Origin of the sequence: Novosphingobium sp. CF614, assembly GCF_900113255.1 — a bacterium.
Classification (GTDB): domain Bacteria; phylum Pseudomonadota; class Alphaproteobacteria; order Sphingomonadales; family Sphingomonadaceae; genus Novosphingobium.
This window is the reverse complement of the sequence record NZ_FOOR01000004.1, coordinates 76,110-101,462: the sequence shown is the minus strand read 5'-3', so window position 1 is coordinate 101,462 and position 25,353 is coordinate 76,110. Positions and strand designations below refer to the sequence as shown.

General features: G+C 67.7%; 22 protein-coding genes. 16 read left to right on the top strand and 6 right to left on the bottom strand.

All coding sequences use genetic code 11. The features are described from left to right. Window positions 1-2 precede the first annotated feature (2 nt). From tagH to BM052_RS06570, 6 genes are all read left to right on the top strand, one after another. Window positions 3-1,421, top strand: a complete 1,419-nt coding sequence (tagH, locus tag BM052_RS06595) for a type VI secretion system-associated FHA domain protein TagH (RefSeq protein ID WP_091144718.1) — start codon at window positions 3-5, stop codon at window positions 1,419-1,421. Window positions 1,422-1,509: 88 nt separating this feature from the next. Further along, window positions 1,510-2,853: a type VI secretion system baseplate subunit TssK gene (gene tssK / locus BM052_RS06590; RefSeq protein ID WP_143084759.1), complete on the top strand. Its 1,344-nt coding sequence runs from the start codon at window positions 1,510-1,512 to the stop codon at window positions 2,851-2,853. Next, window positions 2,850-4,325, top strand: coding sequence for a type IVB secretion system protein IcmH/DotU (gene icmH / locus BM052_RS06585; RefSeq protein WP_091144715.1), 1,476 nt, complete (start codon window positions 2,850-2,852; stop codon window positions 4,323-4,325). The genes tssK and icmH overlap by 4 nt, the downstream gene beginning before the upstream one ends. A gap of 16 nt (window positions 4,326-4,341) precedes the next feature. Then, window positions 4,342-7,776 (top strand): type VI secretion system membrane subunit TssM, encoded by a 3,435-nt coding sequence (tssM, locus tag BM052_RS06580; protein ID WP_177198358.1) that lies wholly within the window; start codon window positions 4,342-4,344, stop codon window positions 7,774-7,776. Window positions 7,777-7,883: 107 nt separating this feature from the next. Beyond that, on the top strand, window positions 7,884-8,228 hold the full coding sequence (rpoZ, locus tag BM052_RS06575; protein ID WP_091144712.1) for a DNA-directed RNA polymerase subunit omega: 345 nt from the start codon (window positions 7,884-7,886) through the stop codon (window positions 8,226-8,228). Window positions 8,229-8,435: 207 nt separating this feature from the next. Next, the gene (locus BM052_RS06570; RefSeq protein WP_091145028.1) at window positions 8,436-9,155 is read left to right on the top strand and encodes a ParA family protein; all 720 of its coding nucleotides are present in this window, start codon (window positions 8,436-8,438) and stop codon (window positions 9,153-9,155) included. A gap of 39 nt (window positions 9,156-9,194) precedes the next feature. Here the strand turns inward: BM052_RS06570 and BM052_RS06565 are convergent, their stop codons facing one another. Together BM052_RS06565 and ftsH are read right to left on the bottom strand one after the other, a co-directional pair. Next, on the bottom strand, window positions 9,195-10,271 hold the full coding sequence (locus tag BM052_RS06565) for a hypothetical protein (protein WP_091144711.1): 1,077 nt from the start codon (window positions 10,269-10,271) through the stop codon (window positions 9,195-9,197). Window positions 10,272-10,396: 125 nt separating this feature from the next. Further along, window positions 10,397-12,328: an ATP-dependent zinc metalloprotease FtsH gene (ftsH, locus tag BM052_RS06560; protein WP_091144709.1), complete on the bottom strand. Its 1,932-nt coding sequence runs from the start codon at window positions 12,326-12,328 to the stop codon at window positions 10,397-10,399. A gap of 252 nt (window positions 12,329-12,580) precedes the next feature. On the opposite strand from ftsH, the gene BM052_RS06550 reads away from it, so the two are divergent. Then, entirely contained in the window at window positions 12,581-13,756 is a 1,176-nt protein-coding gene (locus BM052_RS06550) for an aminotransferase (protein ID WP_091144706.1), read from the top strand. Between the two features lie 174 nt (window positions 13,757-13,930). Here BM052_RS06550 and BM052_RS06545 read toward each other — a convergent pair whose 3' ends face one another. Next, window positions 13,931-15,463, bottom strand: coding sequence for a replicative DNA helicase (locus BM052_RS06545; protein ID WP_091144705.1), 1,533 nt, complete (start codon window positions 15,461-15,463; stop codon window positions 13,931-13,933). Between the two features lie 190 nt (window positions 15,464-15,653). On the opposite strand from BM052_RS06545, the gene BM052_RS06540 reads away from it, so the two are divergent. The 3 genes from BM052_RS06540 (at window position 15,654) to BM052_RS06530 (ending at window position 17,321) form a co-directional block, all read left to right on the top strand. Beyond that, window positions 15,654-16,136 carry a UPF0262 family protein gene (locus tag BM052_RS06540; protein WP_091145026.1) on the top strand — a complete coding sequence of 161 codons (483 nt, stop codon included), beginning with the start codon at window positions 15,654-15,656 and terminating at the stop codon, window positions 16,134-16,136. A 103-nt stretch (window positions 16,137-16,239) separates the two neighbouring features. Next, window positions 16,240-16,875, top strand: coding sequence for a glycoside hydrolase family 25 protein (locus BM052_RS06535; protein WP_091145023.1), 636 nt, complete (start codon window positions 16,240-16,242; stop codon window positions 16,873-16,875). Beyond that, the gene (locus BM052_RS06530; protein ID WP_091144702.1) at window positions 16,872-17,321 is read left to right on the top strand and encodes a cytidine deaminase; all 450 of its coding nucleotides are present in this window, start codon (window positions 16,872-16,874) and stop codon (window positions 17,319-17,321) included. The genes BM052_RS06535 and BM052_RS06530 overlap by 4 nt, the downstream gene beginning before the upstream one ends. Before the next feature lie 37 nt (window positions 17,322-17,358). On the opposite strand, the gene BM052_RS06525 is transcribed toward BM052_RS06530, so the two are convergent. The 3 genes from BM052_RS06525 to BM052_RS06515 form a co-directional block, all read right to left on the bottom strand. Further along, window positions 17,359-18,498: a M14 family metallopeptidase gene (locus BM052_RS06525; RefSeq protein WP_091144700.1), complete on the bottom strand. Its 1,140-nt coding sequence runs from the start codon at window positions 18,496-18,498 to the stop codon at window positions 17,359-17,361. Then, window positions 18,495-19,142 (bottom strand): DUF4136 domain-containing protein, encoded by a 648-nt coding sequence (locus BM052_RS06520; protein WP_255405999.1) that lies wholly within the window; start codon window positions 19,140-19,142, stop codon window positions 18,495-18,497. Before BM052_RS06520 ends, BM052_RS06525 begins: the two co-directional genes overlap by 4 nt. A gap of 92 nt (window positions 19,143-19,234) precedes the next feature. Continuing rightward, window positions 19,235-19,999: a DUF4136 domain-containing protein gene (locus tag BM052_RS06515; protein ID WP_091144698.1), complete on the bottom strand. Its 765-nt coding sequence runs from the start codon at window positions 19,997-19,999 to the stop codon at window positions 19,235-19,237. Between the two features lie 195 nt (window positions 20,000-20,194). On the opposite strand from BM052_RS06515, the gene ykgO reads away from it, so the two are divergent. From ykgO to BM052_RS06485, 6 genes are all read left to right on the top strand, one after another. Continuing rightward, window positions 20,195-20,320: a type B 50S ribosomal protein L36 gene (gene ykgO, locus BM052_RS06510; protein WP_004210176.1), complete on the top strand. Its 126-nt coding sequence runs from the start codon at window positions 20,195-20,197 to the stop codon at window positions 20,318-20,320. Between the two features lie 74 nt (window positions 20,321-20,394). Further along, a complete protein-coding gene (locus BM052_RS06505) occupies window positions 20,395-21,030 on the top strand; it encodes an HAD-IA family hydrolase (protein WP_091144696.1) in 636 nt (211 codons plus the stop codon). Between the two features lie 129 nt (window positions 21,031-21,159). Then, entirely contained in the window at window positions 21,160-22,620 is a 1,461-nt protein-coding gene (locus BM052_RS06500) for a circularly permuted type 2 ATP-grasp protein (RefSeq protein WP_091144694.1), read from the top strand. Next, on the top strand, window positions 22,620-23,567 hold the full coding sequence (locus BM052_RS06495) for an alpha-E domain-containing protein (RefSeq protein WP_091144692.1): 948 nt from the start codon (window positions 22,620-22,622) through the stop codon (window positions 23,565-23,567). Before BM052_RS06500 ends, BM052_RS06495 begins: the two co-directional genes overlap by 1 nt. Before the next feature lie 11 nt (window positions 23,568-23,578). Continuing rightward, a complete protein-coding gene (locus BM052_RS06490) occupies window positions 23,579-24,445 on the top strand; it encodes a transglutaminase family protein (protein WP_091144689.1) in 867 nt (288 codons plus the stop codon). A gap of 78 nt (window positions 24,446-24,523) precedes the next feature. Continuing rightward, window positions 24,524-25,285: a proteasome-type protease gene (locus BM052_RS06485; protein ID WP_091144688.1), complete on the top strand. Its 762-nt coding sequence runs from the start codon at window positions 24,524-24,526 to the stop codon at window positions 25,283-25,285. Window positions 25,286-25,353: the final 68 nt, after the last annotated feature.

Genomic DNA, 25,353 nt, shown 5'->3' with positions numbered 1-25,353 from the left:
TTATGTGGACCATCCTCGTTTCGCGCCTGAACGATCCGCCGGGCAGTTTCTTCGACCGCCGCCAGATCGATGCCGGCCAGATCAAGGTCGGCCGCAGCGAAAAGAGCTGCGACCTCGTCCTTCCCGACGAGCAGGGCTTCGTCTCGCGCGAGCATTGCACGATCTCGGCCATCGGCCTTGACCTGTTCGTCACCGATATCAGCAAGAACGGCGTCGCCCTCAACGATCCCGCCGCGCGGATCGTGCCCGGCCAGCCGGTCTCGATCCGGCCGGGGGACCGGCTGGTCATCAACGACTTCGTCATCACCGTCTCGACACCGGCGGACGCCGCCGGCGTTTCGCTGGCCGCCCCGCCTCCGCCGCCGCTGCCGATGGGGGGAGGCACGGCGGGCGACGACATCTGGGGCGCGGGCCCGGTCGATCCGTTCCTGGGCGATCTCGGCGGGAACGAGACGCATGATTTCCTTTCCGGAGGCGGCGGAGGCTTCAGTCCGCCGCCGCTATCGCCCGATTTCGGCGCGCCGCCCCCGCCGATCGGCGATTTCGGTTTCGGCGAACCGTTCGGCCAGGCCTATGCCCCGCGTCCGATCATGGCCGATCCCAATCCGTTTGCCGGCAGCATCGGCATCCCGGAGGACTGGGCCAATCCCGGCAACGGCGTGGGCGACGGCCTGCCGATCCCGGAGTTCGAACCGTTTCCAGCCGCGCCGGCACCATCGGCCTTTGACGGCGAACCTCCTTTCGGCGCGCCGGCCTTCGATCCTTTCGCCGCCAGCGCGCCATCCGGGTTCGCCGCTCCCGACGCGGCGGCGCCATCGGCAACGCCGGCTCCCGCGCCTTCGGCGGGCGGGGCCGACTGGGCGGCTTTCTACGAAGGCGCCGGTTTCAGCCCGGACGACCTGAAGCTGCCGAGTGACGCGATGTACCGCCTGGGCGTGCTGTATCGCCAGGTCGTGCTTGGCCTGTGCGACATCCTGCAGGACCGCGCGACCTTCAAGGACGAGTTCCGGGTCGAACGCACGCAGCTGAGCGTCGGTCGCAACAATCCGCTCAAGCACCTTGCCGCCTTCGATGCCGCCAAAGTCGTGATCGGCCAGCCGCTGCCCGGCTTCATGGACGGCGAGGAGGCGGTGCGCACCTCGTTCGAGGATATCAAGAAGCACCAGATGGCGATGCTCGCGGGCGTGCAGAACGCACTTACCACCGCCTTTTCGCGCCTTTCGCCGCAAGAGATGGAAAAGCTGGTCGAGAAGGCGCAAGGCGAGAAGAAGGGTTTTCTCGGAAAGCGTGGAATAGACCGCTGGTCCTTGTATGTTACGGTCTACGAAAATCTGCGCCGGGATGCGACATCGAACGCCAACGGGATCATGAGCGCGGCCTTTCGTGAAGGCTACGAACAGTTCATGAAGTCCGCGCGCTAGATTTTGGTTTGTTTTTCGTGATTTCCGAGCCACCGGATGAATTCAGTGGCTCGCGATCGCGCCAGGGCTGGGGAAGGGGAACGGGCATTTGACTTGGGAGAACAAGCCGGTCTGGTCCGAGGGGATGTTCCTGCGGCCGCAACATTTCCAGCAGTTCGAGCGCTTCGTGGGCGCGCAGCTGGAATCGCGCGTGGCCCCGCTTGTCGCGCACGGCTATGGGATCGCCCGGCTGGAGATCGGCGACGGCCCGCTCAAGACCGGCAAGATCGTCATCAACAGCTGCACCGGCATATTCGAGGACGGCACCCCGTTCCGCATTCCCGAGCAGGCCGCCGCGCCCAAGCCGCTGGAAGTGATGCGCGACGTGCGCGACCAGATCGTCCACTTGTGCATCCCCGAAAGCCGGGCCGGCATTGCCGATGTCGCGCTGGATCGCGGCGCCCAGGCCGAGACGCGCTTTTGCGGCGAGGAGTTCGAGGCGGCCGATACCGTCTATGGCGCCAGCTCGCGCGTGGCCATGAACGTCGGGCGGTTGCAGCTTTCGCTGCGCACCGAGGCGGAGGGGCTGGAAGGCTATACCACACTGCCGATCGCCCGCGTGGTGGAGCGGCGCACGGACGATTCGGTGGTGCTCGATCCCGGTTTCATCCCCTGCTGCGTCTCGGTGACGGCAAGCCCGGTGCTGTCCGGGTTCATCACCGAGCTGGAAGGCATGGTCCACCAGCGCGCCGAGGCGATCGCCGGGCGCCTGGGCACGCCGGGGGCCAAGGCGGTGGCCGATATCACCGACTTCCTGATGCTGATGGTGGCCAACCGCGCCGAGGCGCTGCTCAAGCATCTGACCGCGCTGCCCGCGATTCATCCCGCGGACTTCTACGGCATGCTGTGCGCGCTTGCGGGGGAGCTTTCGACTTTCACCGTCACGTCGAACCGGCCCACGTTCATGCCGCTCTACGCGCACCGCCAGCAGCGCGTCTGCTTCGATGCGGTGATGAGCGACTTGCGCCGTTCGCTCAGCAAGGTGTTCGAGCAGACGGCGGTGGCGATCCCGCTGGTCGCGCGCGGCTATGGCATCCAGGTCGGCCAGATCGAGGACCGCTCGCTGTTCACCACCGCCTCGTTCGTGCTCGCGGTGCGCGCGGGGGTCGATAGCGAGCAATTGCGCGCCAACATGCCGCGCCTGACCAAGATCGGCTCGGTCGAGCATATCCGCGACCTGGTGAACCGCCACTTGCCCGGCGCGGATCTCTATCCGATGGCGGCCGAGCCCCGGCAGATCCCGTTCCGCGCCAACACGGTCTATTTCAACATCAATTCGCGCCACGAACAGTGGCAGGCCGTGCGCACTTCGGGCGCGGTGGCGCTGCACGTGGCGGGCGAGATACCGGGGCTTGAACTCGAAATGTGGGCGATCCGGGGGCAGCAGCCATGAGCGACGACGACGGCGACGACGCAACCGTCTTCCGCCCCGGCGGCGGGGGAATGCCCCAGCAGCCGCCCGCGCGGCCGGTGCCGGGCACGCCGATCCCCCAGTCGCCGCCCCAGTCGCCGCCCCAGTCGCCCCCACCGTCGCCGCTCCCCCCGCAGCAAGGCGGCGCAGCGCCATGGGGAGCGCCGCAGGGAGGCGCCGCGCAGTGGGGTGCGCCGCCCCCCGCGCCGCCTGCTTCATCGTCCCCGGGCCCGCAGCCGGGCGCGCGCATCGATTTCGCTCCCGGCGAACCCAATCTCTACGGCCCCGAACCCGTGGTCGCCGCCGCCGGCCGCCTGATCCTGCTGGCCAATCACATCAAGACCATGGCGGTCGGCCCCGATCTGGAATCGCTGCGCCGGACCACCGTGACCGAACTCGACGCCTTCACCAAGCGCGGCCGCGCATTGGGGCTGGAGCCCAAGTCGGTCCAGCTCGCGCACTACATCCTGTGCGCCTTCATCGACGATGCGGTGATGTCCACCCCCTGGGGCGGGCAGAGCCAGTGGTCCACGCAGAGCCTGCTGGTGGTCTACCACAAGGACGCGCGCGGCGGGGATCGCATGTTCCAGTTCGCCGAACAGATGGAGCGCGATCCCGGCAGCGAGCCGCGCCTGATCGAGCTGCTCTACTTGTGCCTCTCGCTGGGTTTCGAGGGACGCGCCGCGCTCGATCCGCGCGGGCAGAACATCCTTGCCCAGCGCCGCGCCGGGCTTGTCGCGCTGGTCCAGCGCCAGCGCGCCGCGCCGACCGGCGAAATTTCGCCGCAGTGGCACGGCCAGAAGGTCGAAACCGGACGGTTCGGCTCGCAGATACCGCTCTGGGCGGTGCTGGCCGGGATCGGCATCATCGCCCTGCTGGTCTTCGCGGCGCTGCTGATGCACCTTTCGAGCCGCGGCACGGCCGCGATCGAAGCGGTGGACCGCGCCGTCGGCACCGCCGCGGTGCCCCCGCCGCCGCCACCCCCGCCGCCGCAGGCCGAGACCCCGCTCTACGAGAAGTTCCAGGACATCCTGCGGCCCGACGTCGCCGCCGGCCGCCTGGAGCTGACCCGCGAGGGCAACGAGATCGTCATCCGCCTGCACAACGAGGGGCTGTTCGCCTCCGCTCAGGCCGATGCGTCCAGTTCGTGGAGCGACACGTTCTCCCACCTGGCCGAGGCCGCCAACCTTACCAAGGGGCCGATCAAGGTGGAGGGCCATACCGACAGCCAGGCGATCCATTCGCTGCAGTTCCCGTCCAACCAGGAACTGTCCGAAGCGCGCGCGAAGTCGGTTTCCGATGCGATCGGGGCGGCGGGACTGGCCGATTCCTCGCGCCTGGCCACCGCCGGCTTCGGCGCCACCCAGCCGATCGGCGACAATGCGAGCGACGACGGCCGCCGGCGCAACCGCCGCGTCGAACTGCGCGTCGCGAACGACATCAACTGGCGTTGAGGGGGAGCGAAAACGGATGAAGGCGCTGTTTCGCAATCGCTGGTTCTGGCGGGTCCTGGGCGCGCTGGCGCTTGGCCTGCTGGTGTTCTTCGTCGGCCCGCTGGTCTCGATCGCGGGATGGCGGCCGCTCGGCTGGTGGCCGGTTTATACTTTCTTCGCGCTGCTGCCGCTGATCGTGGTCGGCGTGCTGTGGCTGCTCGCGATCCGGCGCGACAGGAACAGGAACGCCGCGATGATGGAGGCGCTCAAGCCCGAGCCGGGCGCCGCCGACCGCGACGAGATCGCGGCCAAGCTCACCGATGCGCTGGACATGCTCAAGTCCGCCAAGGTCGGCGCGCGCGGGGCTTACGCCTATCAGCTGCCATGGTACGCGATCATCGGCCCTTCGGGCGCCGGCAAGACCACCGCGCTGCTCAATTGCGGGCTCGATTTCCCGACGGCGGTGGCGGGCGAATACCGCGCGCTGCGCGGCCAGCCCAAGACGCCGAACTGCGACTGGTGGTTCACCGACGAGGCGGTGCTGATCGACACCGCCGGGCGCTACGTCACCCAGGACGACGATGCCGGCGCCGACGCGGCGGGCTGGAAGTCGTTTCTGGAACTGCTGCAAAAGCATCGCCCGCTCCAGCCGCTGAACGGCGTCATCGTCGCCATTCCGGCGCCCGATTTCGTCGATCCCGCCAGGATGGCCGAGCATGCCCGCCACATCCGCGCGCGGCTGGCCGAAATCGGCAACGAACTGGGGCAGGACCTGCCGGTCTACGTGCTCGTGACCAAGGCGGATCTGCTGGCCGGCTTTCGCGAATACTTCCGTTCGAGCACCGACAGCGAATCCGACCAGGTGTTCGGCGCCACCGCGAAAGGCGACCAGCCGGACAGCCAGTCGGTGCTCGCCGGCTTCGAGGCGCTGGTCACTTCGGTCGCCTCGCGCGTGGTCGAACGCATGCAGAACGAGCCGCAGATGCACCTGCGGGCGCAGATCGCCTCGTTCCCGGCGCAGCTCGCTTCGTTGCAGGCCCCGATCGCCAGGCTGCTGGAGGCCTTGGGGCAGAAGAGCCGGTTCGACGATCCGGCGCGGGTGCGCGGCGTCTATCTCGCTTCCTCGATCCAGACCGGCAATCCGGTCGACCGCATCCTGCTCAGCGTCGGCGCGCCGGCGACTCACTCGGCGCAGGCGGTGGGCGCCGGGCGCAGCTATTTCCTCAAGCGCTTCTTCTCCGACCTGCTGATCCCCGAGCAGGGCATGGCCGGGCGCAATCCGCTCGCGGAAAAGCGCGCGAGCCGCAACTACACGATCGCGGTCGCCGCCTCGCTGGCACTGCTGGCGATGTGCTGCGGCATCTGGACCTGGGGCTACTTCCGCAACCTGGCGCTGATCGACAGGGTCTTCGCCACTGCCGAGGCCTATGCCAATGTCCGCGCCAACGGCGGCGGCGGCGTGGACGAGGACGTGGCGGCGCTCGGCATCCTCGGCGATGCGACCACCGCGATGGCGGAGGCCAGCGACTTCGGCCTGGGCCTGGGGCAGGGCGGCCGCCTCGCTTCCGAGCTGGGGGGCATCTACGGGCGCGACCTCAAGCGCCGGCTGGCGCCGATCCTGGTTGGCCTGGCCGAACAGCGCATGGCATCGGACAGCGGCAACGCGCCCGCCCTCTACGACGATCTTAAGTCCTACCTGATCCTGGGCGGGCAGGGGCCGGCGCTGGGCGAGCACGTGATCGCCTGGGTGCAGCCGGCCTGGATCGAGCGCGGCGGCGGCGATGCCGAAAGCCAGGCGGGCGAACTCGCGCGCCATACCAAGGCCTTGTTCGAAGGGAACTTCGCCCCCCAGACGATCGATGCCGGACGCGTGGAGGCCGCCCGCACGATCCTGCGCGCGCAGCCGGCGGCGGTGCGCGTCTACGGCCGGCTCAAGAGCAAGGCCATGGAAACCGGCGAGGAGACCTGGACCGCGCGGGCCCATGCGGGACCGCGTCCGGAGACGTTCTTCGACGGCTCGGGGGCGTTCGCGCCCGGCGCCGGCGTCCCCGCGCTGTTCACGCGCGGCGGCTACGACACGATCTTCCTGCCGATCGTCGCCAAGGGCGCCTCGCTGCTGGAGGAGGAGAAATGGGTGGTGGGGGACAGCGGCAACGCCCAGCTTTCGCCCGCCGAAATGGCCGGGCTCAAGTCCGACCTGGAACGGCTTTATTTCGCCGAGTTCCTCGACCGCTGGCAGTCGTTCATGTCTTCGATAAAGGTCCGGCCGGCCGGTTCCCTGGGCGAGAACGTGCAGCGCCTGCGCGATGGCGGCGGGCCGCTGTCGCCGATCAAGCCGCTGCTCGCGGCCATTGCCAAGGCGACCGACCTGACCCCCGGCCTGACCCCGGGCGCGGGCGTGCCCAAGCCATCGGGGCGGCTTGCCCAGGCGATCGACATCGCAGGCGCGGCAGGCGTCGCGCCCGCCGGCACCGACGGCGGGCGGCAGGCGGTGGTCGATGCCTTCCTGCCGCTGCGCCTGTTCGTGGGCAAGGGCGAGGGCTCGCCGCTCGACGCGCTGCTCCAGTCGATGACCCAGCTGGCGGACAAGCTCAACGTGATCGCGGTGCTGCCCGGCGGCGGCGGCGAGACCGGATCGCAGCAGAGCCTGGACGTCAAGGCGGCGATCCTGCAGCTCGACCAGAACGGCAACACCATGCCCGCGCCGGCGGGCGTCTGGGTCAAGCAGGTGGCCAGCGACGCCAGCGTGGCGCTGGGCGGCGCGCGGCTCTCGCAGATGGAAGGGGCGGTGAACGCCAGCTTCGGCGAATCCTGCGCGGGCGTGCTGGCGAAATCCTATCCGGTCATGCCCGGGTCCAGCGCGGACTTGCCGCTGGCCGACTTCGCGCGGTTCTTTTCGCCGCAGGGCCAGTTCGCCAGCTTCGTCAATACCGATCTTGCCGGCTATCTCGACAAGACGCCGCCGACCTGGACGCTCAAGGAGAACGCCGGCGAGATCGGCCTGACCGCGAGCACGGTGCGCGCGGTGCAGGCGGCGGACACGGTGACGCACACGTTCTTCGCCAGCGACCCCGCCAACCCGCACATGTCCTACCAGATCGAGCCGGTCGCGCTGTCCGGCGCGGATGCGGTCACGGTGCAGGTCGATGGGCAATCGCTGCGCTATGACGGCAAGTCGCCGATCCCCTCGACATTCGACTGGCCTGGATCGGGAGGGGCCTCGGTCACGTTTGCGACAGGGGGCGCGGCCCCTTCGCAGCGGACATGGAACGGCCCCTGGGCCGTTTTTCGTATGATGAAAGTCGCCGCGATCAAGAGCGGCGCATCGTCGGCGATCGGCGAAGGCAGCCTGACCCAAGGCGGCGCGCGCTTCGATTTCCGCATCCGCACTTTCGCGGGCGGCAATCCTTTCGTCGTCGATCCGTTCGTGAAAGTGGGCTGCCCGGAAATCGGCTCGGCCGCGTCGGGCTGACCGTCCTTTGCCTCACGGTTCAGGTTCTCGCGGGATTTCTTGACTTTCGAGGGGGGGACACCTATCTGCCGCCCTTTCCGGACCTTTAGATTCTCACGGGAGTGCCCATGGCGCGCGTTACTGTCGAAGATTGCGTCGACAAGATTCCCAACCGCTTCGATCTCGTCCTGCTTGCCGCGCAGCGCGCGCGCGAGATCTCCGGCGGCGCCGAGCTGACCGTCGATCGCGATCGGGACAAGAACCCGGTGGTGGCCCTGCGCGAGATTGCCGAGCAGACGGTCAGGCCGGCCGACCTCAAGGAAACGCTCATCGCCTCGATGCAGCGCGTCCTGCCCGAGGACGATGACGAGATGGACGAGATCGGCTCGCTCAGCCAGTCGGCCGAAGCCCTGCGCATCACCGCTTCGGCGCCGACCCGCAACACCTCGCTCGGCGGCGACTACGAAGGCTGAACCTTTTCGTTGACTGTCTTCGCGTGACAGGCAACGATCCCGGCAGTGGCGGGAAAAAGACCAGCATTGCCGCGTATCGCCGGCGCTTCCGGGGGGCAGCCTGACCAGGCTGGCGCGTCCGCGAGCGCCGCGCCCGAGCGCCCGGTTGAGCGCGCGGCGTCCGCAAGCCATGGTCGCGCCGGCGAGCAGGCCGTCGCCGGCGCGACCATTGCCGTCTACAGCGTCAAGGGCGGGGTGGGGAAAACCACGTTCGCCGCCAATCTCGCCTGGTGTTCGGCAGAGCTTTCGCGCCGCCGCACGCTGCTGTGGGATCTGGACGCGGCGGGCGGATCGGGCTTTCTCTATGGGCTCGAACCCAAGGGCTCGCGGCTGGCGGAGGAAGTCTTCTCGCGTGAGCGTTCGCCCCGGGGCGTGATCCAGCATACCGCGTGGGAGCGCATCGACGTGCTGCCCGCCGATGAGAGCATCCGCGCGCTCGATGCCCAGTTGATGCGGATCGGCAAGCGCCGGCGGCTGGCGAAACTGGCGGCGGAACTGGCCGCCGACTACGAACGCATCGTGCTCGATTGCCCGCCGGTGATGAACGAGCTTTCCGCGCAAGTGGTGCGTGCCGCCGATCTGGTGATCGTGCCGCTGCCACCATCGCCGCTGTCGGCGCGCGCCTTCGACTTGGTGGTGCGCGAGATCGCCGGCAATACCAAGCGCCACCCGCCGATCCTGCCGGTGCTCTCGATGCTCGACATGCGCCGCACGCTGCACCGCCAGGCGCAGGAGACCAACCCGAACTGGCCGGCGATCCCCTATGCCAGCGTGGTCGAGCAATGCGCGGTCCACCGGCAGCCGGTCGGCGCGCTGGCCCCGCACAGCCCGGCGGCGCAGGCTTTCGCAAAGCTGTGGAACGCGATCGAACGAAAGCTCGCGGATTGAATCGCTCGCCGATGGTCGTTCGGTGAAGCTCGTCGTCCCTCAACCGCGCTTGCGGGTATAACTGCGCCCGTCGAGCCAGATCACGGATTTGGGATCGGTGGGGTCGGTGACGATGATGTGGCTCTCGCTCGCTCCGTCGTTCCAGTCGATGGTCAGTACGAGGCCGTCGATGCGATACCTCCCCGTCCGGCCAGCCGCGCGGCTGAAGGTCGCGACGGAAGTGGCGTCCGCCGATCCCGTCGATCCGGCGCTGTCGGCGTTCGTGACAGTGCCGTCCCGGGAAAACTGATATTCCTGGACTGCGGACACCGACTGGCTGCCGCCCACCGCGACATTGCCGACGCCGGAAAGGCGCTGGAAACGACCGTCCAGTCGAAAGCCCGCGGGGAGGGTGGAATACGTCCTGGAAAAAGGCAGTGCCTTCCACGCGCCCTCTTTCAGGATCTCGATCCTGCCGCTCGCGCGGCGCCAGCGGGTCCAGTCCTCGCTTCCCACCGCGCCTTGCGACAGCAACTCGATGTCCGTGAGCGCCCGGCCATCTTTCATCAGCACGACAGGGTAGACTTCGAGCGCGATGAAGCCGCCTATCCCCATCTTGGAGCGCGTGTCGAAGCCGAAGCTGTCGATGCGGGATGCCAGCGCGCGGATGGAGGCGGGTGGCGGCGTCGATCGGGATGGCGCGGTTGGCATCGCGGCGCGCGCGGGGGAGGTCGGCGGTGCCGGCGAGGCAGCAGAAGCCGCGGCGAGGGCATCGAGTCCCAGTTTCCCGTCGTTGGAGTTGGCGAGCGTCAGCGCGGCGGCGCAGGAACCCTGGCCCGATGCATGGGCGGCCTGAATGATGATGGCAACGCCCTGCTCGATCTGTCCGCCCAGTTCCGGGTTCTGCTGGAGCGTTTTCAGCAATGGGCGGAAGCCGGGTACGCCATTGGCTTGTTCCCACTGTTTCAGCCTGCTGCCGTTCGCGGGCGACAGGGCGCCGCTGGCCGCGCAATCCTGGGCAAGCCGGTCGATGCTGAGAATGATGAGGGCGGCCTTGGCGGCGGCTTCGTCCGGATTTTCCGCCGCCCCCGCCGCATGGCCCGCCGCCAGCCAGGCCATCGCTGCCAGCGAAATCATACCAAATCTCACTGATCTGAACTCCTGTTCCCTTGCATTCTTCGCCCCGAGGTGACGAAAGGGGCGCAAGGCCGTTACGCCCTGCGCCCCTCCTGCATTCTCCCAGGGGAGAACCGTGGTTTTCATTACGCCCTTTGCGGGGCGGTGCCGCCGGACAGGTGCTTGCCGGTCTTGGGAATCGAGGAGCCCGAGATCGGCCGCGGTGTCTTGGGGCCGCGCGGTTCGCTCGGCCGGTCGATCGCGCCGGTTTCGAGCAGTTGCCTGATCTCTTCGCCGGAGAGCGTCTCGTACTCGAGCAAGGCCTGCGCCAGCAGGTGCAGGTGGTCGTTGCGATCGTGGAGAAGCTGCGTCGCGCGGGCGTGGGCGGTGTCCACCAGCAGGCGGATCTCGCTGTCGATCAGCTTGTTGGTCTCGTCCGAGGCCATCAGCCGCTGCGAGCCGCCCATGCCGAGGTAGCCTTCGTGATGCTCCTCGTACTGAAGCGGGCCCAGCTTGTCCGACATGCCCCACTTGGTGACCATGCTGCGCGCCAGGCTGGTGGCGTACTGGATGTCGGACGAGGCGCCGCTCGATACCTTGTCGTGCCCGAAGATGAGCTCCTCGGCGACGCGGCCGCCCATCGCCACCGAGAGGTTCGCCAGCATCTTGTCGCGGTGGTAGGAATAGCTGTCGCGCTCGGGCAGGCGCATGACCATGCCCAGCGCGCGGCCGCGCGGGATGATCGTGGCCTTGTGGATCGGGTCCGAGGCGTCCTCGTTGAGCGAGACGATCGCATGGCCGGCCTCATGATAGGCGGTCATCTTCTTCTCGTCGTCGGTCATGACCATCGAGCGGCGCTCGGCGCCCATCATCACCTTGTCCTTGGCGTCCTCGAACTCCTGCATGGCGACGAGGCGCTTGTTGCGGCGCGCCGCGAGCAGCGCCGCCTCGTTGACGAGGTTGGCAAGGTCGGCGCCCGAGAAGCCCGGGGTGCCGCGCGCGATCACGCGCGGGTTGACGTCCGGGGCGAGCGGCACCTTCTTCATGTGCACGGCCAGGATCTTCTCGCGGCCGTCGATGTCGGGCACCGGCACCACCACCTGGCGGTCGAAGCGGCCGGGACGCAGCAGCGCCGGGTCGAGCACGTCGGGGCGGTTGGTGGCCGCGATGATGATGATGCCTTCGTTGGCCTCGAACCCGTCCATCTCGACCAGCAGCTGGTTCAGCGTCTGCTCGCGCTCGTCGTTCGAATTGCCCAGGCCGTGCCCGCGATGGCGGCCGACCGCGTCGATCTCATCGATGAAGACGATGCAGGGCGCGTTCTTCTTGGCCTGCTCGAACATGTCGCGCACGCGGCTGGCACCCACGCCCACGAACATCTCGACGAAGTCGGAACCGGAAATGGTGAAGAACGGCACGCCCGCCTCGCCCGCGATGGCGCGGGCGAGCAGGGTCTTGCCGGTGCCGGGCGAGCCGACCAGCAGCGCGCCCTTGGGAATCTGGCCGCCGAGCTTGGAGAAGCGGCCCGGATCGCGCAGGAATTCGACGATTTCCTCCAGCTCCTCGCGCGCTTCGTCGATGCCGGCGACATCCGCGAAAGTGACGCGGCCCGATCGCTCGGTCAGCAGCTTGGCCTTGGACTTGCCGAAGCCCATCGCCCCCGATCCGCCGCCCTTCTGCACCTGGCGCAGCGCGAAGAAGGCGATGCCCACGATCAGCAGGAAAGGCAGGGTCTGGGCCAGGATATAGACCAGCAGGCTGCCCTGTTCGGGCTCCTTGCCGGAATACTTCACGCCGTTGTCCTGCAGAAGCTGGGGAAGCGTGGTATCGCCCGGCACCGGCACGCTGGTGAAGCTGTCGCCGTTCTTGAGCTTGCCGTCGATCCGCTCTTCGCTGATCTCGACCGAATCGACGCGGCCTTCCACGACTTTCGAGCGGAAATCGGAATAGGGGATGGCCGGGCCGCTCTCTCCGCGCGCGCCGAACATGGACACCACCATGAGAAGCGCGAGGAAGATGCCGCCCCAGACGAGGAGGCTCTTGACCCATGGATTGCCGCTGGGCTGGTCGTCGTTCATTTTCAGGAGTCGTCCTTTCGATCACCAATGTAGGCCCGCGCGGCTGAATCTCAAGTTACGGCATCTCAAGTTGCGGCATCTCAAGTTGCGGCGGGCGAAGTTTGAAATGCTGAATGCCCTGCCGTTCGTCCCCTGCTTCCTCCGCCCCAAGCCCCCGCTCGTCCCGTAACGCGCTGATCCTTCGCGAAACGTGCAATTCGCGCAAGCGCGCGCTATCGGGCCGGTTCCAGAAATGCCATCGGAGCAGCACCCATGAACACGGCAGGACGCATCCATCCGGTCTACGCGGCGATGGAGCGTACCGTGTTCGATCGCATGTCGGCGCTGGCGCGGGAAAACGGCGCGATCAACCTGGGGCAGGGGTTCCCCGACGCGCCGGGCCCCGCGCCGGTGATCGATGCGGCCGCGCGCGCCTTGCGCGAAAGGTCGAACCAGTACCCGCCCGGGGCGGGGCTGGCGGAGCTGCGCGAAGCGATCGGCGGCTACTATGCGCGGCGGCAGCAGCTTGAGTTTTCACCTGAGCAGGTGACTGTAACATCCGGAGCAACCGAGGCAATCGCCTGCGCGGTGCTGGCCCTGGTGCGGCCCGGCGACGAGGTGATCCTGTTCCAGCCCGCTTATGACGCCTATGCGCCGATGGTGCGCCGGGCGGGAGGCGTACCGGTCTCGGTCATGCTCCAGCCGCCGCGTTTCCGCTACGATGCGGCGGCGCTCGAAGCGGCGATCACCCCGCGCACCAGGGCGGTGATGTTCAACGATCCGCTCAATCCGGCGGGAACGGCGGCGAGCGCGGAGGAACTGGCCGCGATCGCGGGCGTCTGTATCGCCCATGACCTTATCGTCATCTGCGACGAAGTCTGGGAGGCGGTGCGCTTCGACGGCATGATCCAGCGTTCGCTGATGAGCCTGGAGGGGATGGCCGGGCGAACGATCAAGATCGGCTCGGCGGGCAAGATCTTCGGGATCACCGGCTGGAAGATCGGCTGGATGATCGCGCGCGGAGAGCTGGCGACGGCGGTCTCGCGGGCGCATCAGTTCCTCACCTATGCCAGCGCTCCGCCGCTGCAATGGGCCGTGGCCGAGGGGCTGGCGATGCCCGCAGCGATGCTCGAGGCGCAGCACGCCGGCTGGGCGGCATCGCGCGCGCGGCTCAAGGCGGGGCTCGAAAGTGCCGGTTTCGCGGTGCTTCCCAATGCCGCGACGTGGTTCCTGTGCATCGACCTGGCCGCCTCGGGCATCGCGCTGACGGACCGGGAATTCAGCGAGCGTGCCGTGGCCGAGGCCGGCGTCGCGACGATCCCGGTCTCGGCGCTCTACGAAGGCGAAGGCCGGCCCGAACACATCGTGCGCCTGTGCTTCACCAAGCCCGACGCCGTGCTGGACGAAGCGGTGGAGCGACTGGCGAAGTGGCGGCGGGCATTGGCCTGAGCGGGCTGGGCCCATGGCCGGTCCGCGATGAACGGAACGCTCGTTGCCCTTCCCTTCGCCACCTCGCGATTGAGGACGCAAGAAGACGCATGAGTCTCGCCCCGAGGGATTTCCTATCAGCCGCGGGCGACCTCCAGCGCGACGGTGCGGACGAAGCCGATGGTGCCGCCTTGTTCAGTCGCTTTCGTAGGCGGCGCGCAAGTCGTCGGGCGCGAGGTCGGAGAACTTGGTGATCCGCGCCTCGAAGCGCAGCCGCACTTTCCCGGTGGCGCCGTGACGCTGCTTGGCGATGATGAGTTCGGACAGGCCGGTGATCCGCTCCATCTTTTCGCGCCAGTCCTGCCATTTGGCATGCACGTCGGGCGGATCGGACTCGGTGGGTGCCTTGGGCTCGGTGGCCATCGCGTAGTAATCTTCGCGGTAGACGAACCAGACCATGTCGGCGTCCTGCTCGATCGAGCCCGATTCGCGCAGGTCCGAGAGCATCGGGCGCTTGTCCTCGCGCTGCTCCACCGCGCGGCTGAGCTGCGAAAGCGCGATCACCGGAACCGAAAGTTCCTTCGCCAAGGTCTTGAGGCCACGGGAAATTTCTGAAATCTCGTTAACCCGGTTGTCCTGTGCGCGGCCGGAACCCTGCAGCAGCTGGAGATAGTCGATCACCACCAGGCCGATGTCATGGCGCCGCTTCAGCCGCCGCGCCCGGGTGCGCAGGGCGGCGATCGAGAGGCCGGGCGTATCGTCGATGTAAAGCGGCAGCTCGGCCAGGCGCTGGCTGGCGAAGGAGAGCTGCTGGAAATCCTCGCGGCTGATCTTGCCCATGCGCAGCGCTTCGGAACTGATGCCCGACTGTTCGGCCAGGATGCGCGTGGCGAGCTGGTCGGCGCTCATTTCCAGGCTGAAGAACGCGGTTGCCGCCCCCACCGATTTTTCCGGCGCGATGCCGTCCGCCAGATCGCGCTGCAGGCGGTCGGCGGCATTGAAGGCGATGTTGGTGACAAGCGAGGTCTTGCCCATGCCGGGCCGGCCGGCCAGGATGATGAGGTCGGAATCGTGCAGGCCGCCGATCTTCTCGTTGATCGAGGTGAGGCCGGTGGTCTTGCCGGAAATGTGGCCGCCGGAATTGAACGCCTTTTCAATCGCCTGGATCGCGGTGCGGGTGGCTGTGCCGAAGCTCTGCGCCTCGTTGGCGGCGGCCGCGCCCTCGGCGACCTTGTAGAGCGCCGCTTCCGCCCGTTCGACCTGCTGCATCGGTTCGACCGATTCGGAGGTGTCCATGGCGCTTTCCACCAGGGCCCGGCCGACCGAGATCAGCTCGCGCAGCAAGGCGAGGTCGTAGATCTGCTCGGCCAGTTCGCGCGGGGCGAGCAGGCCCTGGCCGTCGGCGGTGAGCCGCGCCAGGTAGGCGACGCCGCCCAGCGCCTTCAACGCCTCGTCGGCCTCGAAGTAGGGGCGCAGGGTGACCGGCGTCACCACCGCCTTGCGATCGAGCAGTTGCAGGATGCGTTCGTAGATGCGGGCATGAACCGGCTCGAAGAAGTGCAGGGGCCCCAGCTGGGTCTGCAATTCCTCGATCACCCGGTTGTCGATCAGTACCGCGCCGAGAAACGCCGCTTCCGCCTCGACGTTGGCGGGCAGCGCACGCGCACCGCTGTCAGCGTTGCCGGCGGGACCGCTGGCGGCGCGAATGAGAAGGTCTTCCTGGGCCATAAGCGCGGCACCATGCTCGTCTCGCGTCGTGGCCGCAAGCGTCACTTGCCGCGAATTTAATCCACAGCTTGTGGAAGGGCGAGGGGATGGCCGGCGCCCGAAACGCGGACCCGAAAGGCGCCGGCCACGAGTTTCCGGCACGGCCGGGCTTGCCCGGGCACGATCCGAGCGCGTAAAGGCGATGCGCATCATGGCGGACCCGCGCATCACCCACATCGAGCTCGACGAAGCGACCATCCTGTGGCGCAACGCCGATATCGAACAGGAACGGCGCATCGCCATCTTCGATCTGATCGAGGACAACGTGTTCAAGCCGCTGCGGGCCTTCCAGGCGGGGCATCAGGGGCCGTACCACTTGCGGCTTGCCGTGCGCGACGGGCGGCTGTCGCTGGAGATCGCCAGCGAGACGGGCGAACCGCTGGAGACGCTCCTGCTGGGACTGGCCCGGTTCCGCCGGCCGATCCGCGAATACTTCGCGATCTGCGAAAGCTATTACCAGGCGATCCGCAAGGCCACCGCGCAGGAGATCGAGACCATCGACATGGCCCGCCGCGGCGTTCACAACGAAGCGGCGGAGCTGCTGCTGGAACGGCTGGAAGGCAAGGTCGAAACCGATTTCGCCACGGCGCGGCGGTTGTTCACGCTGATCTGCGTGCTCCATATCCGGGGCTGAGGAGGGGCGTTTGGCAGCTCGGGGAGCGCGGAGGGGCGCCAGGTCCGCAAGGCCGCGCGGTGTCGCCAGGCTGCGTATCCTGGGCGCGTTGCTGCTTGCGGCGATGATCGCGGGGGCATGGGCGTGGTGGCAGCTTCATCACTGGACGCCGGATCGCTCGACCTATCCGGTCCAGGGGGTGGAGATCGGCACGGACGACGGCGAGGTGAACTGGGAATCGCTGAAGGCGATCGGGGCCGATTTCGCCTATGTCGATGCCAGCGCCAGCGCTTTCGCGCGCGATCCGCGCTTCGTCGCCAACTTCGACGCGGCGCGGGCGGCGGGCATGCAGGTGGGCGCGGTCCATCGCTATGACCCGTGCCAGCCCGCCGACAAGCAGGCGGCGAACTTCGTTACCACGGTGCCGCGCGATCCGGCGCTGCTGCCGCCGGCGATCGAACTCGACATGCTGGCCGATGGCTGTCCGGTGAAGGTTTCCGATGCCAGGGTCGAAAGCGAGCTGATGACTTTCCTCAACCAGATCGAGACGCATACCGGCAAGCCGGCCATCCTGAAGGTCATCGACCGCTTCGAGGCACGCTATGCGATCGCCCGCAAGCTCGACCGCAACCTCTGGCTGGTGCGCGACCGGTTCATGCCCGGCTATGCCGGCCGGCCCTGGACGCTGTGGACCGCCAATACCGACCTTGCCAACGAGATTGCACAGGACGGCCTGCGCTGGGTAGTGGTGCAGCCATGAGCGCGGATTTCACCCAGGCGCAACGCGACATGCTGGTCGCGGCGGCGCGCGAGGCGGCGGGCGGGGCCTATGCGCCCTACTCGCGGTTCCACGTCGGCGCCGCGCTGCTGCTGGCCGACGGCTCGGTGGTGACCGGCGCCAATGTCGAGAACGCCAGCTACGGCCTGGCGCTCTGCGCCGAAACGGTGGCGGTGGCCAAGATCCTTTCGGGCGGCGGGCATGGCATGCTGGAAGCCGTGGCGGTGGCCGGCGGCGCTCCCGGCGCGCCGGGCGAGGGGCCGACCGTCACCCCCTGCGGGCGGTGCCGGCAGGTCCTCAACGAACTGGCGCAACTGGGCGGCACCGATCCGGTGATCTGGTGCGATGGCGGGCAAGGCGTGCTGGAGCTGCGCCTCTCCGAATTGCTGCCGCATGCGTTCGGGCCGGCGAACCTGGGCCCCGCATAACCGGGGGGCAGGACATGACCCGGTCAGGAGACGCCGTTCAGGCGCCGGCCTCCGCCAGCCATTCGAGCAGCGTCCCCATGCAGTCGCGCCCCAGTTGCATGGAGCGTTCCGGGCTCCAGCCCTGGCGGGGGTCGGCGGCGGGATCGTGGTCCTTGAACGGCATTTCCAGCGTCATCGCCACGCAGCCGAAGCGCTCGGCGAGCTGGTTGGTCGACATCGAGAGGTTGGCGGTGCCCGGCCTCGCGATCGGATAGCCGACCTTGGTCTGGAAATCGGGCGTCCGGCGTTCGAGAATCGCGGCATAGCGGTTGTAGCCCGCCAGTTGCCGGTCGGTGAGCGCGGGAATGCCTTCGAAACCGGCGAGGAACACCGCCGGGATCGCCTCGTCGCCATGGACGTCGATGGCGAAGTCGACTCCGCTGGCATCCATGGCATCGCGGATCGCCAGGACTTCGGGGGATTTATCGAGGCTGGGACCGTGCCATTCGCGGTTGAGGTTCACGCCCGCGGCATTGGTCCGCAAGTGGCCGCGCCGCGATCCGTCGGGATTGGCGTTGGGCACCACATGGAACCGGCAGCGGCGGCGCAGTTCCCGCCCGGTCGCGCTTGCCGGATCGGTTAGCAGTTCCAGCGCGCCCTGCGTCCACCATTCGGCCATCGTCTCGCCGGGATGCTGCCGGGCGTAGAGCCAGACCTGCACGGGGCCGGAGCCCAGCTCGAGGCAGTCGATCGGCTGGCCGTCCAGGCTCCGGCCCAGGCACCGGTACTCCACGCCGTCGGCGCCGGCCATGCCCGCGATCAGGTCGTGGTGGCGCTCCATCGAATAGGGCGCGAAATAGGCGAACCAGGCGATGTCGCGGGCTGGGCGGTAGCGGATGGTGAGCGCGCCGCCGTCGCGATGCTCGTCCCAGTCGCTCCCGGTCCGGGCCCAGAATTGCCGGTCTTCCGAGACGCAGGCGTGGTAGCCCCGCCAGCCCATCGGATAGGCCGAGCCGCCGAGGCCGGTGATGGTCAGCGCCAGATCGCGGCCCTTGGCGCCGCTGACCCGGAAATGGAACCACTGGAAGAACTCGGAATCGTGGTCCTTCCTGATCGCGAGGCGAGCCTGCGGGCCATCGATGGAGAGGATTTCGATATTGCCGGAATCGAACGCGGCGCTGATTTCGATATCTGTCATTTCACCAGGATAGTTTCACCGGACTCGCCCGGAAACCCCTTGAACAGCGCCTCGGCCATTTTCGCCGCGCCGAGCGCGGTCTGCGCCATCGGCGAATCGGCGCGCACCGCGAACATGGCGCGGCCTTCCCAAAGCGGCCTGCCGCTGGCCCGGTCGCGGATCGTGACGGCGAGCCTGGTGGCGACCTGTTCGGGCGGCGGGCCGGAAAGGTCGATGCCGATGCCCAGCCCGACCCCCGAGCCATAGCTGCCGGTGGCGCCGCCGAGGCCCACCGAGACGGGGCCGGAACGGCGCTGCGGCTGGAAGCGCTGCCGCTCCAGGCTGAGCACCGCGACTTGCTGGCTGCCGCTCTCGCCGGGCAGGGGCTGGGCATAGCCCAGGCGCGCCAGCTCGCGTCCGACGGCGGCGGCGTAGCTGCGGAATTCCATGTCGTCGGCCTGGCCCGGCGCCGGTTCGACGCGGATCGTTCCATGCCCCAGCGAGGCGGTTTCCGCCGCGTGGAAACGCGTCACCTCGACCGGTCCCACGGGGGCGACGCAGCCGGCGAGCGCCGCGCTGGCGGCCAGCGCCAGCACGCCGATCGCCTTGCGGGGCGAGCAGGCGCGCAGGCGGGCGCGCAGGCAGGCATACGGGGACTGGATCATCGCATCCTCTCGGCGGCAGGGAAGCCGGGAATTCCCCGGCGTGTTTTTCCACCACGGGTTTGCCCCCTGCCGCGGCAGGAAGCAAGCGCGTGTCAACCGATCGGGGCGCCCGCCGGCACGATCGCGTCCGCCTTGGGGAAGTTGTCGAAGAGCGCGGCGGCCAGTTTGCTTGCGATGCGGCCCTCGCCCCAGTCGTCGTCGCCTTCGCGGGTGGCGATCGTCGCATAGCCTTCCCACAGGACCTTGCCGCTCGCCTGGTCGAGGATGCGGGCGTCGAGCCGCGTGGAAACGAGCGCCGCGCGGGGCTTGGTCATGTCGACATTGACGGCGAGGCCATAGGCGGAGCCATGCGTGCCCACGGACATGGCCGCGCTGCCGCTGACCGGGCTCTTCTTTTCCTCGGCGGGGACGAGCACCTGGCGGGTGACCCGCAGCTTCGCGACTTGGGCCTGCGCGCCGCCGGGGTGCAGCGTATCGTAGCCGGCGCCGACGAGCGCGTCGATGACGGCGGCTTCGTATGCGGCGCGCTGGCCGGTTTCGACCCAGGGGCCTTCGCCGGATTCGGATTCGACGGTGACGGGGCCGTGGCCGAGCGCATCGGCGGCCGGTTCGGCAACGACGAAACGGCTGACCGCGACGCGGCCCTCGCGCGGGTCGCGCGAACCACCGCGCGACATCGGCGCGCCCATCGGCCCATCCCAGCCCGGAGAACCCCAGCCTGGATAGCCCCCGCCCGGATACCCTCCGTCCCCCCAGCCTCCCGGACGAGCCTGGGCGGAGGGGGAAGCGAGCAGCATGGCGATCATGCCCGCGGCGAAGACCACGCCCTTGCGTTGTTTCCCCTTGCGTTGTTTCATCGTCGTTGTCATTTTTTCCGAATTCGGTGGGGTCGCGCCCAATTTCCGTTATGCGCGCGCAGGATTGCCGGCAGATGAACGGGGCGGGGCCGCATGCGCGGCACCCGCCGCGCTTGACTTTGGGGACTGCTCCCACTAACGGCGCCACTTCGAATTTCCGGCGGTCGGTAACCGCCCAGACAGACGAGACAAGCCATGAAGATTCGCAACAGCCTGAAGTCGCTCAAGGGCCGCCACCGGGATAACCGCGTGATCCGTCGTCGCGGCCGCACTTACGTCATCAACAAGACCAATCGCCGCTTCAAGGCGCGCCAGGGCTGATTCGTTTCGCCCATCCGGCGGACGGGCCATTGCGATGACACTCGAAGGCCCCCGCCATTCGCGGGGGTCTTGTCATGTCTGCCGTTGATCTTCCGGTCCAGGTTGCTTCGGTCCGGGCCGTCGTGTTCGACGTCGGCCGCGTGCTCGTCCAGTGGGACATGCGCCGGCTGTTCGCCAAGCTGATCGACGATCCGGCGCGGCTGGACTGGTTCTGCGGCACCGTCGTGACCGAGGAGTGGCATGCCCGGCACGACGCGGGGTGCGATCTCGGCGAGCTGATCGCCGCCCGCAAGGCCGAGTTTCCCGGCCATGACGACCTGATCGACGCTTATGCCACGCGGTTCCTGGAGACGATCCCCGGCAACGTCCCGGGCAGCCACGCGATCGTGCGCGAGCTGGCCGCGCGGCAGGTGCCGCTGTTCGCCATCACCAACTTCGCCAGCGCTTTCTGGCGCGAGTACCGGGCGGGCGAGCCGCTGTTCGACCTGTTCGGCGACGTGGTGGTCTCGGGCGACGAGAAGCTCGCCAAGCCCGATGCGCGCATCTTCCAGCTTGCCGCGCGGCGGTTCGGGCATGAGCCGGGCGCCATGCTGTTCATCGACGACAACGCCGCGAACATCGCCGCGGCGCGCGATCTGGGCTGGCAGGTGCATCATTTCCAGGATGCCGCCGGCCTGCGCGCCGACCTGGAGGCGCGGGATCTGCTCTGACCGCAAATCCTGACCGAACCGCTCCGGTTTCCGCGCTTCTCGGGCACCGGCAATATATTTCGCAAGTGCAGCGTAAACGCTTGGCAAGTCCCTTTCCATGTTGCATCACATGGACAAACGGGAGTCACAATGTCGGCTGCGAGCGTTACGAATTTCGACGAGATGCTCAATCAGGACGGTTCGGTCCGTCCCGCTTATGCCGATTTCTGCGAGTGGTACGATTCCCAGGACAAGACCTGGCTCCGGCGGCAGGACGCGGAGGCGGAACGGTTCTTTCGCCGCATCGGCATCACTTTCAACGTCTATGGGGACGATGCGGCCGAAGAACGGCTGATCCCGTTCGACATGATCCCCCGCATCATCACCGCCCGCGAATGGCGCAAGCTGACGCGCGGGATCGAACAGCGGGTGAGGGCGCTCAATGCCTTCCTGCAGGATCTCTACCACCGGCAGGAGATCATCCGCTCAGGCCGCCTGCCGATCGATGCCCTGCGCCATAACGAGGCGTTCCTGACGCAGATGATCGGCTTCACCCCGCCGGGCGGGGTCTACACGCATATCGTCGGCATCGACCTGGTGCGCACCGGCCCGGACGAATTCATGGTGCTGGAGGACAATGCCCGCACGCCGTCCGGCGTCTCGTACATGCTCGAGAATCGCGAAACGATGATGGCGATGTTTCCCGAGCTGTTCACCAAGATCCCGGTGCGGCCGGTTTCCGACTATCCGCGCCGCCTGGCCCGCTCGCTGCGGGCCTGCGCGCCGCCGGCCTACGATGGTGGCAAGGGGGGCGGCAATGGGGGTGGCAGGCGCCCGGTGGTGGCGGTGCTGACCCCGGGGATCTACAACTCGGCCTATTTCGAGCATGCCTTCCTGGCCGACCAGATGGGCGCGGAACTGGTGGAAGGCAGCGACTTGCGCGTGGTCGACGGGCGCGTCGCCATGCGCACCACCACCGGCTACAAGGCGGTCGACGTGATCTATCGCCGGGTCGACGACGATTACCTCGATCCGCTCAGCTTCAATCCGAATTCGGTCCTGGGCGTGGCCGGCATCATGGACGTCTACCGCGCCGGCGGCATCACCATCGCCAACGCGCCGGGCACCGGCATCGCCGACGACAAGGCGATCTACAGCTACATGCCCGAGATCGTCGAGTTCTACACCGGCGAGAAGCCGATCCTGAGCAACGTGCCGACCTGGCGCTGTTCGGAAGCCGATGCGCTGGCCTATGTGCTCGATAACCTGGCCGATCTGGTCGTCAAGGAAGTCCATGGCTCGGGCGGCTACGGCATGCTGATCGGGCCGACCTCCTCGAAGAAGGAACTGGCCGATTTCGAAGCCAAGCTGCGCGCCAAGCCGGACAACTACATCGCGCAGCCCACGCTTTCGCTTTCCACCGTGCCGATCTTCACCAAGGAAGGCCTCGCGCCGCGCCACGTGGACCTGCGGCCGTTCGTGCTGGTTTCGCCCGACGGCATCGATATCACGCCGGGCGGCCTCACGCGCGTGGCGCTGAAGAAGGGGTCGCTGGTGGTCAATTCGTCGCAGGGCGGCGGCACCAAGGACTCCTGGGTACTGGACGAGTAATGCTGGGAAGAGCAGCCAACGGCGTCTACTGGATGACGCGCTACCTCGAACGGGCGGAGAACACGGCGCGTCTGATCGACGTGGGCTTCCACCTCGCGCTCACCCGGGGAGACAAGCACTCGGCCGACGAGGAATGGAAGTCGGTCCTGACCACCACCGGCCAGGTGGAGGCCTATTGCCGGACCCATTCCGATTTCGGCGGGCCGCAAGTGTTCAACTTCCTGCTGCGCGACAAGGACAATCCCGGCTCGGTGCTCCAGATGGTGGAGAACGCGCGCACCAATGCCCGCGTCGTGCGCACCAGCATCACCAACTCGGTATGGGAAGCGACCAACGAAGGCTGGATGACGCTGCGCGATCTGCTCTCCCGCCCGGTCCGCGAGACCAGCCTGGGCGAGGTGCTGGCCGCCATCCGCCGCCAGGCGACGCTGGTGCGCGGCGCGATGGAAGGCTCGATGCTGCGCAACGAAGTGTTCAACTTCGCGCGCATCGGCACGTTCATCGAGCGCGCCGACAACACCGCGCGCATCCTCGACGTGAAGTATTACGTGCTCCTGCCCTCGGCGGCCTGGGTGGGATCGAGCCTGGACAACGTGCAGTGGGACACGCTGCTGCGTTCGGTGGCGGGCTATCGCGCCTATTCCTGGCTCAATGCCGGCTCGATGGACCCGCGCGGGATCGCGCGTTTCCTGATCCTCGACGGCCAGTTTCCGCGCAGCCTGATCTTCTGCTACGAAAAGATTCGCAGCAACATGGCGGGCCTTGCCAAGGAATACGGCCACGAAGTCTCCGCGCACGAACTGCTGCGCGATGCCGGGGCCAGGCTGCACCAGACTTCGGTCGAGGAAATCTTCGACGGCGGACTGCATGAATTCCTGCAGCACTTCATCGGCAAGACCATAGAGATCGGCAGCGCCATCGCCGCCGATTATCGCTTCATCGAATAGGACAGGTCCCAGTGCTCCTGACCGTCACCCACACCACGCGCTACGCCTTCGCGGAAAAGGTCTCCCACGGGCTGCAACGGCTGCGGCTGAAGCCCAAGTCCACCCATGGCCAGGACGTGCTCGAATGGCGCATGGACCTTGCCGGGGCGAAGCGGGAAGCCGCCTACGACGATCAGCACCACAACCACATCGATCTGGTGTCGATCGAACCGGGCGCGCCGGAAGTCGTCATTACCTGCAGCGGCACCGTGCGCACCGTCGACAACAGCGGCGTGACGGGAATCCATTTCGGCCACATGCCGCTGTGGTGCTTCCTGCGCCCCACGCCGCTCACCCGCGCCGGCAACCGCGTGCGCCAGCTGGTCGCTTCGATCGATGCCGACCGTTCGAACACGCTGGACTATCTCCACGCGCTGTCGCGCACGATTTCGGAACAAGTCGAATACGTCCCCGGCACCACCGATGTCGGCACCACCGCCGAACAGGCGCTGACCGCCGGAAAAGGCGTGTGCCAGGACCATGCGCATATCTTCATCAGCGCCGGCCGCCTGCTCGATATCCCGATGCGCTATGTCGGCGGCTACCTGAAGATGGACGACAAGGTGGAGGAGGAGGCCGGGCACGGCTGGGCCGAGGCCCACGTGGCGGGGCTGGGCTGGGTCGGTTTCGACATTTCCAACGCGATCTGTCCCGACGAGCGGTATATCCGCGTAGCCACCGGTTGTGACTATGGCGAGGCGGCTCCGGTTACAGGTATAGCCGTGGGAGCTGGGGAAACTCGCCTCGACGTCCACTTGTCGGTGGGCGAGAAGCTGGTAGGCATGCAGCAACAGCAGTCTGCCGGCGGCGGCGGGCAACAACAGGTTCAGGGCGGCTGAAGGGCCGTCTTCCGCACCGGGTCCGCGCAGCAGCTGGGGCCGCGCGGCATCAAGGGTTTGCAGGGGCGAAATTTTAAAATGACGTATTGCGTGGGCATGATGCTGGATCGCGGGCTCGTTCTGATGAGCGACACGCGCACCAATTCCGGCGTCGACAACATCTCCACCTTCCGCAAGATGTATCATTGGGAAATTCCCGGCAAGCGGATCGTGGCGGTGATGACGGCGGGCAACCTCGCCACCACCCAGGCCGTCATCAGCCAGCTGGAAGAGCGCAACAAGGCGCCTTCCGAGCGGCACAACTCGCTGCTGGAAGCCGATACCATGTTCCAGGTCGCGACGATCGTGGGCAACCTGCTGCAGGATACCATCGCCGCGCGCGCCGCCGACAACGGCCAGAGCGCGGCGGGGACGTTCAGCGCCTCGATGATCGTGGCCGGCCAGATCGAGGGCATGGAGCCGCGCCTGTTCCTGATCTATCCGGAAGGCAATTTCATCGAGGCGAGCTTCGACACGCCGTTCTTCCAGATCGGTGAGACCAAGTACGGCCGGCCGATCCTGATCCGGGGATACGACCGGACCATGACTTTCGAAGCGGCGGTCAAGCTGATGACGGTCTCGTTCGATTCGACCATCAAGGCCAACCTTTCGGTGGGCCTGCCGCTGGACCTGCTGGTGATCGCGCGCGATTGCTTCACGCCGTGCCACGAACGCCGGATCGATGCGGGCGATGCCTACTTCCAGTCCGTTTCCACCGGCTGGGGCGAAGCGCTCAAGCACGCGCTGGACGCGTTGCCCGACTACCAGATGGCGTCGCCGCTGCGGGACGCGGCGGAGTAACGGCAAGTCTCCCGGGGCGAGGCTCGCCAAGCCCCTTCGTCATCGCTACGCCGAAGGCCGGCAATCCA

Excerpts from the sequence above, each read along its gene's own strand:
- BM052_RS06550 (WP_091144706.1), top strand. The coding sequence starts at position 12,581 with ATGAACACGGCAGGACGCATCCATCCGGTCTACGCGGCGATGGAGCGT.
- BM052_RS06545 (WP_091144705.1), bottom strand. The coding sequence starts at position 15,463 with ATGGCCCAGGAAGACCTTCTCATTCGCGCCGCCAGCGGTCCCGCCGGC.
- BM052_RS06515 (WP_091144698.1), bottom strand. The coding sequence starts at position 19,999 with ATGAAACAACGCAAGGGGAAACAACGCAAGGGCGTGGTCTTCGCCGCG.
- BM052_RS06500 (WP_091144694.1), top strand. The coding sequence starts at position 21,160 with ATGTCGGCTGCGAGCGTTACGAATTTCGACGAGATGCTCAATCAGGAC.
- BM052_RS06565 (WP_091144711.1), bottom strand. The coding sequence starts at position 10,271 with ATGATTTCGCTGGCAGCGATGGCCTGGCTGGCGGCGGGCCATGCGGCG.
- ykgO (WP_004210176.1), top strand. The coding sequence starts at position 20,195 with ATGAAGATTCGCAACAGCCTGAAGTCGCTCAAGGGCCGCCACCGGGAT.
- BM052_RS06485 (WP_091144688.1), top strand. The coding sequence starts at position 24,524 with ATGACGTATTGCGTGGGCATGATGCTGGATCGCGGGCTCGTTCTGATG.
- BM052_RS06505 (WP_091144696.1), top strand. The coding sequence starts at position 20,395 with ATGTCTGCCGTTGATCTTCCGGTCCAGGTTGCTTCGGTCCGGGCCGTC.
- tagH (WP_091144718.1), top strand. The coding sequence starts at position 3 with ATGTGGACCATCCTCGTTTCGCGCCTGAACGATCCGCCGGGCAGTTTC.
- BM052_RS06520 (WP_255405999.1), bottom strand. The coding sequence starts at position 19,142 with ATGATCCAGTCCCCGTATGCCTGCCTGCGCGCCCGCCTGCGCGCCTGC.
- BM052_RS06525 (WP_091144700.1), bottom strand. The coding sequence starts at position 18,498 with ATGACAGATATCGAAATCAGCGCCGCGTTCGATTCCGGCAATATCGAA.
- BM052_RS06535 (WP_091145023.1), top strand. The coding sequence starts at position 16,240 with ATGATCGCGGGGGCATGGGCGTGGTGGCAGCTTCATCACTGGACGCCG.
- BM052_RS06540 (WP_091145026.1), top strand. The coding sequence starts at position 15,654 with ATGGCGGACCCGCGCATCACCCACATCGAGCTCGACGAAGCGACCATC.
- rpoZ (WP_091144712.1), top strand. The coding sequence starts at position 7,884 with ATGGCGCGCGTTACTGTCGAAGATTGCGTCGACAAGATTCCCAACCGC.
- BM052_RS06530 (WP_091144702.1), top strand. The coding sequence starts at position 16,872 with ATGAGCGCGGATTTCACCCAGGCGCAACGCGACATGCTGGTCGCGGCG.
- tssM (WP_177198358.1), top strand. The coding sequence starts at position 4,342 with ATGAAGGCGCTGTTTCGCAATCGCTGGTTCTGGCGGGTCCTGGGCGCG.
- icmH (WP_091144715.1), top strand. The coding sequence starts at position 2,850 with ATGAGCGACGACGACGGCGACGACGCAACCGTCTTCCGCCCCGGCGGC.
- BM052_RS06495 (WP_091144692.1), top strand. The coding sequence starts at position 22,620 with ATGCTGGGAAGAGCAGCCAACGGCGTCTACTGGATGACGCGCTACCTC.
- ftsH (WP_091144709.1), bottom strand. The coding sequence starts at position 12,328 with ATGAACGACGACCAGCCCAGCGGCAATCCATGGGTCAAGAGCCTCCTC.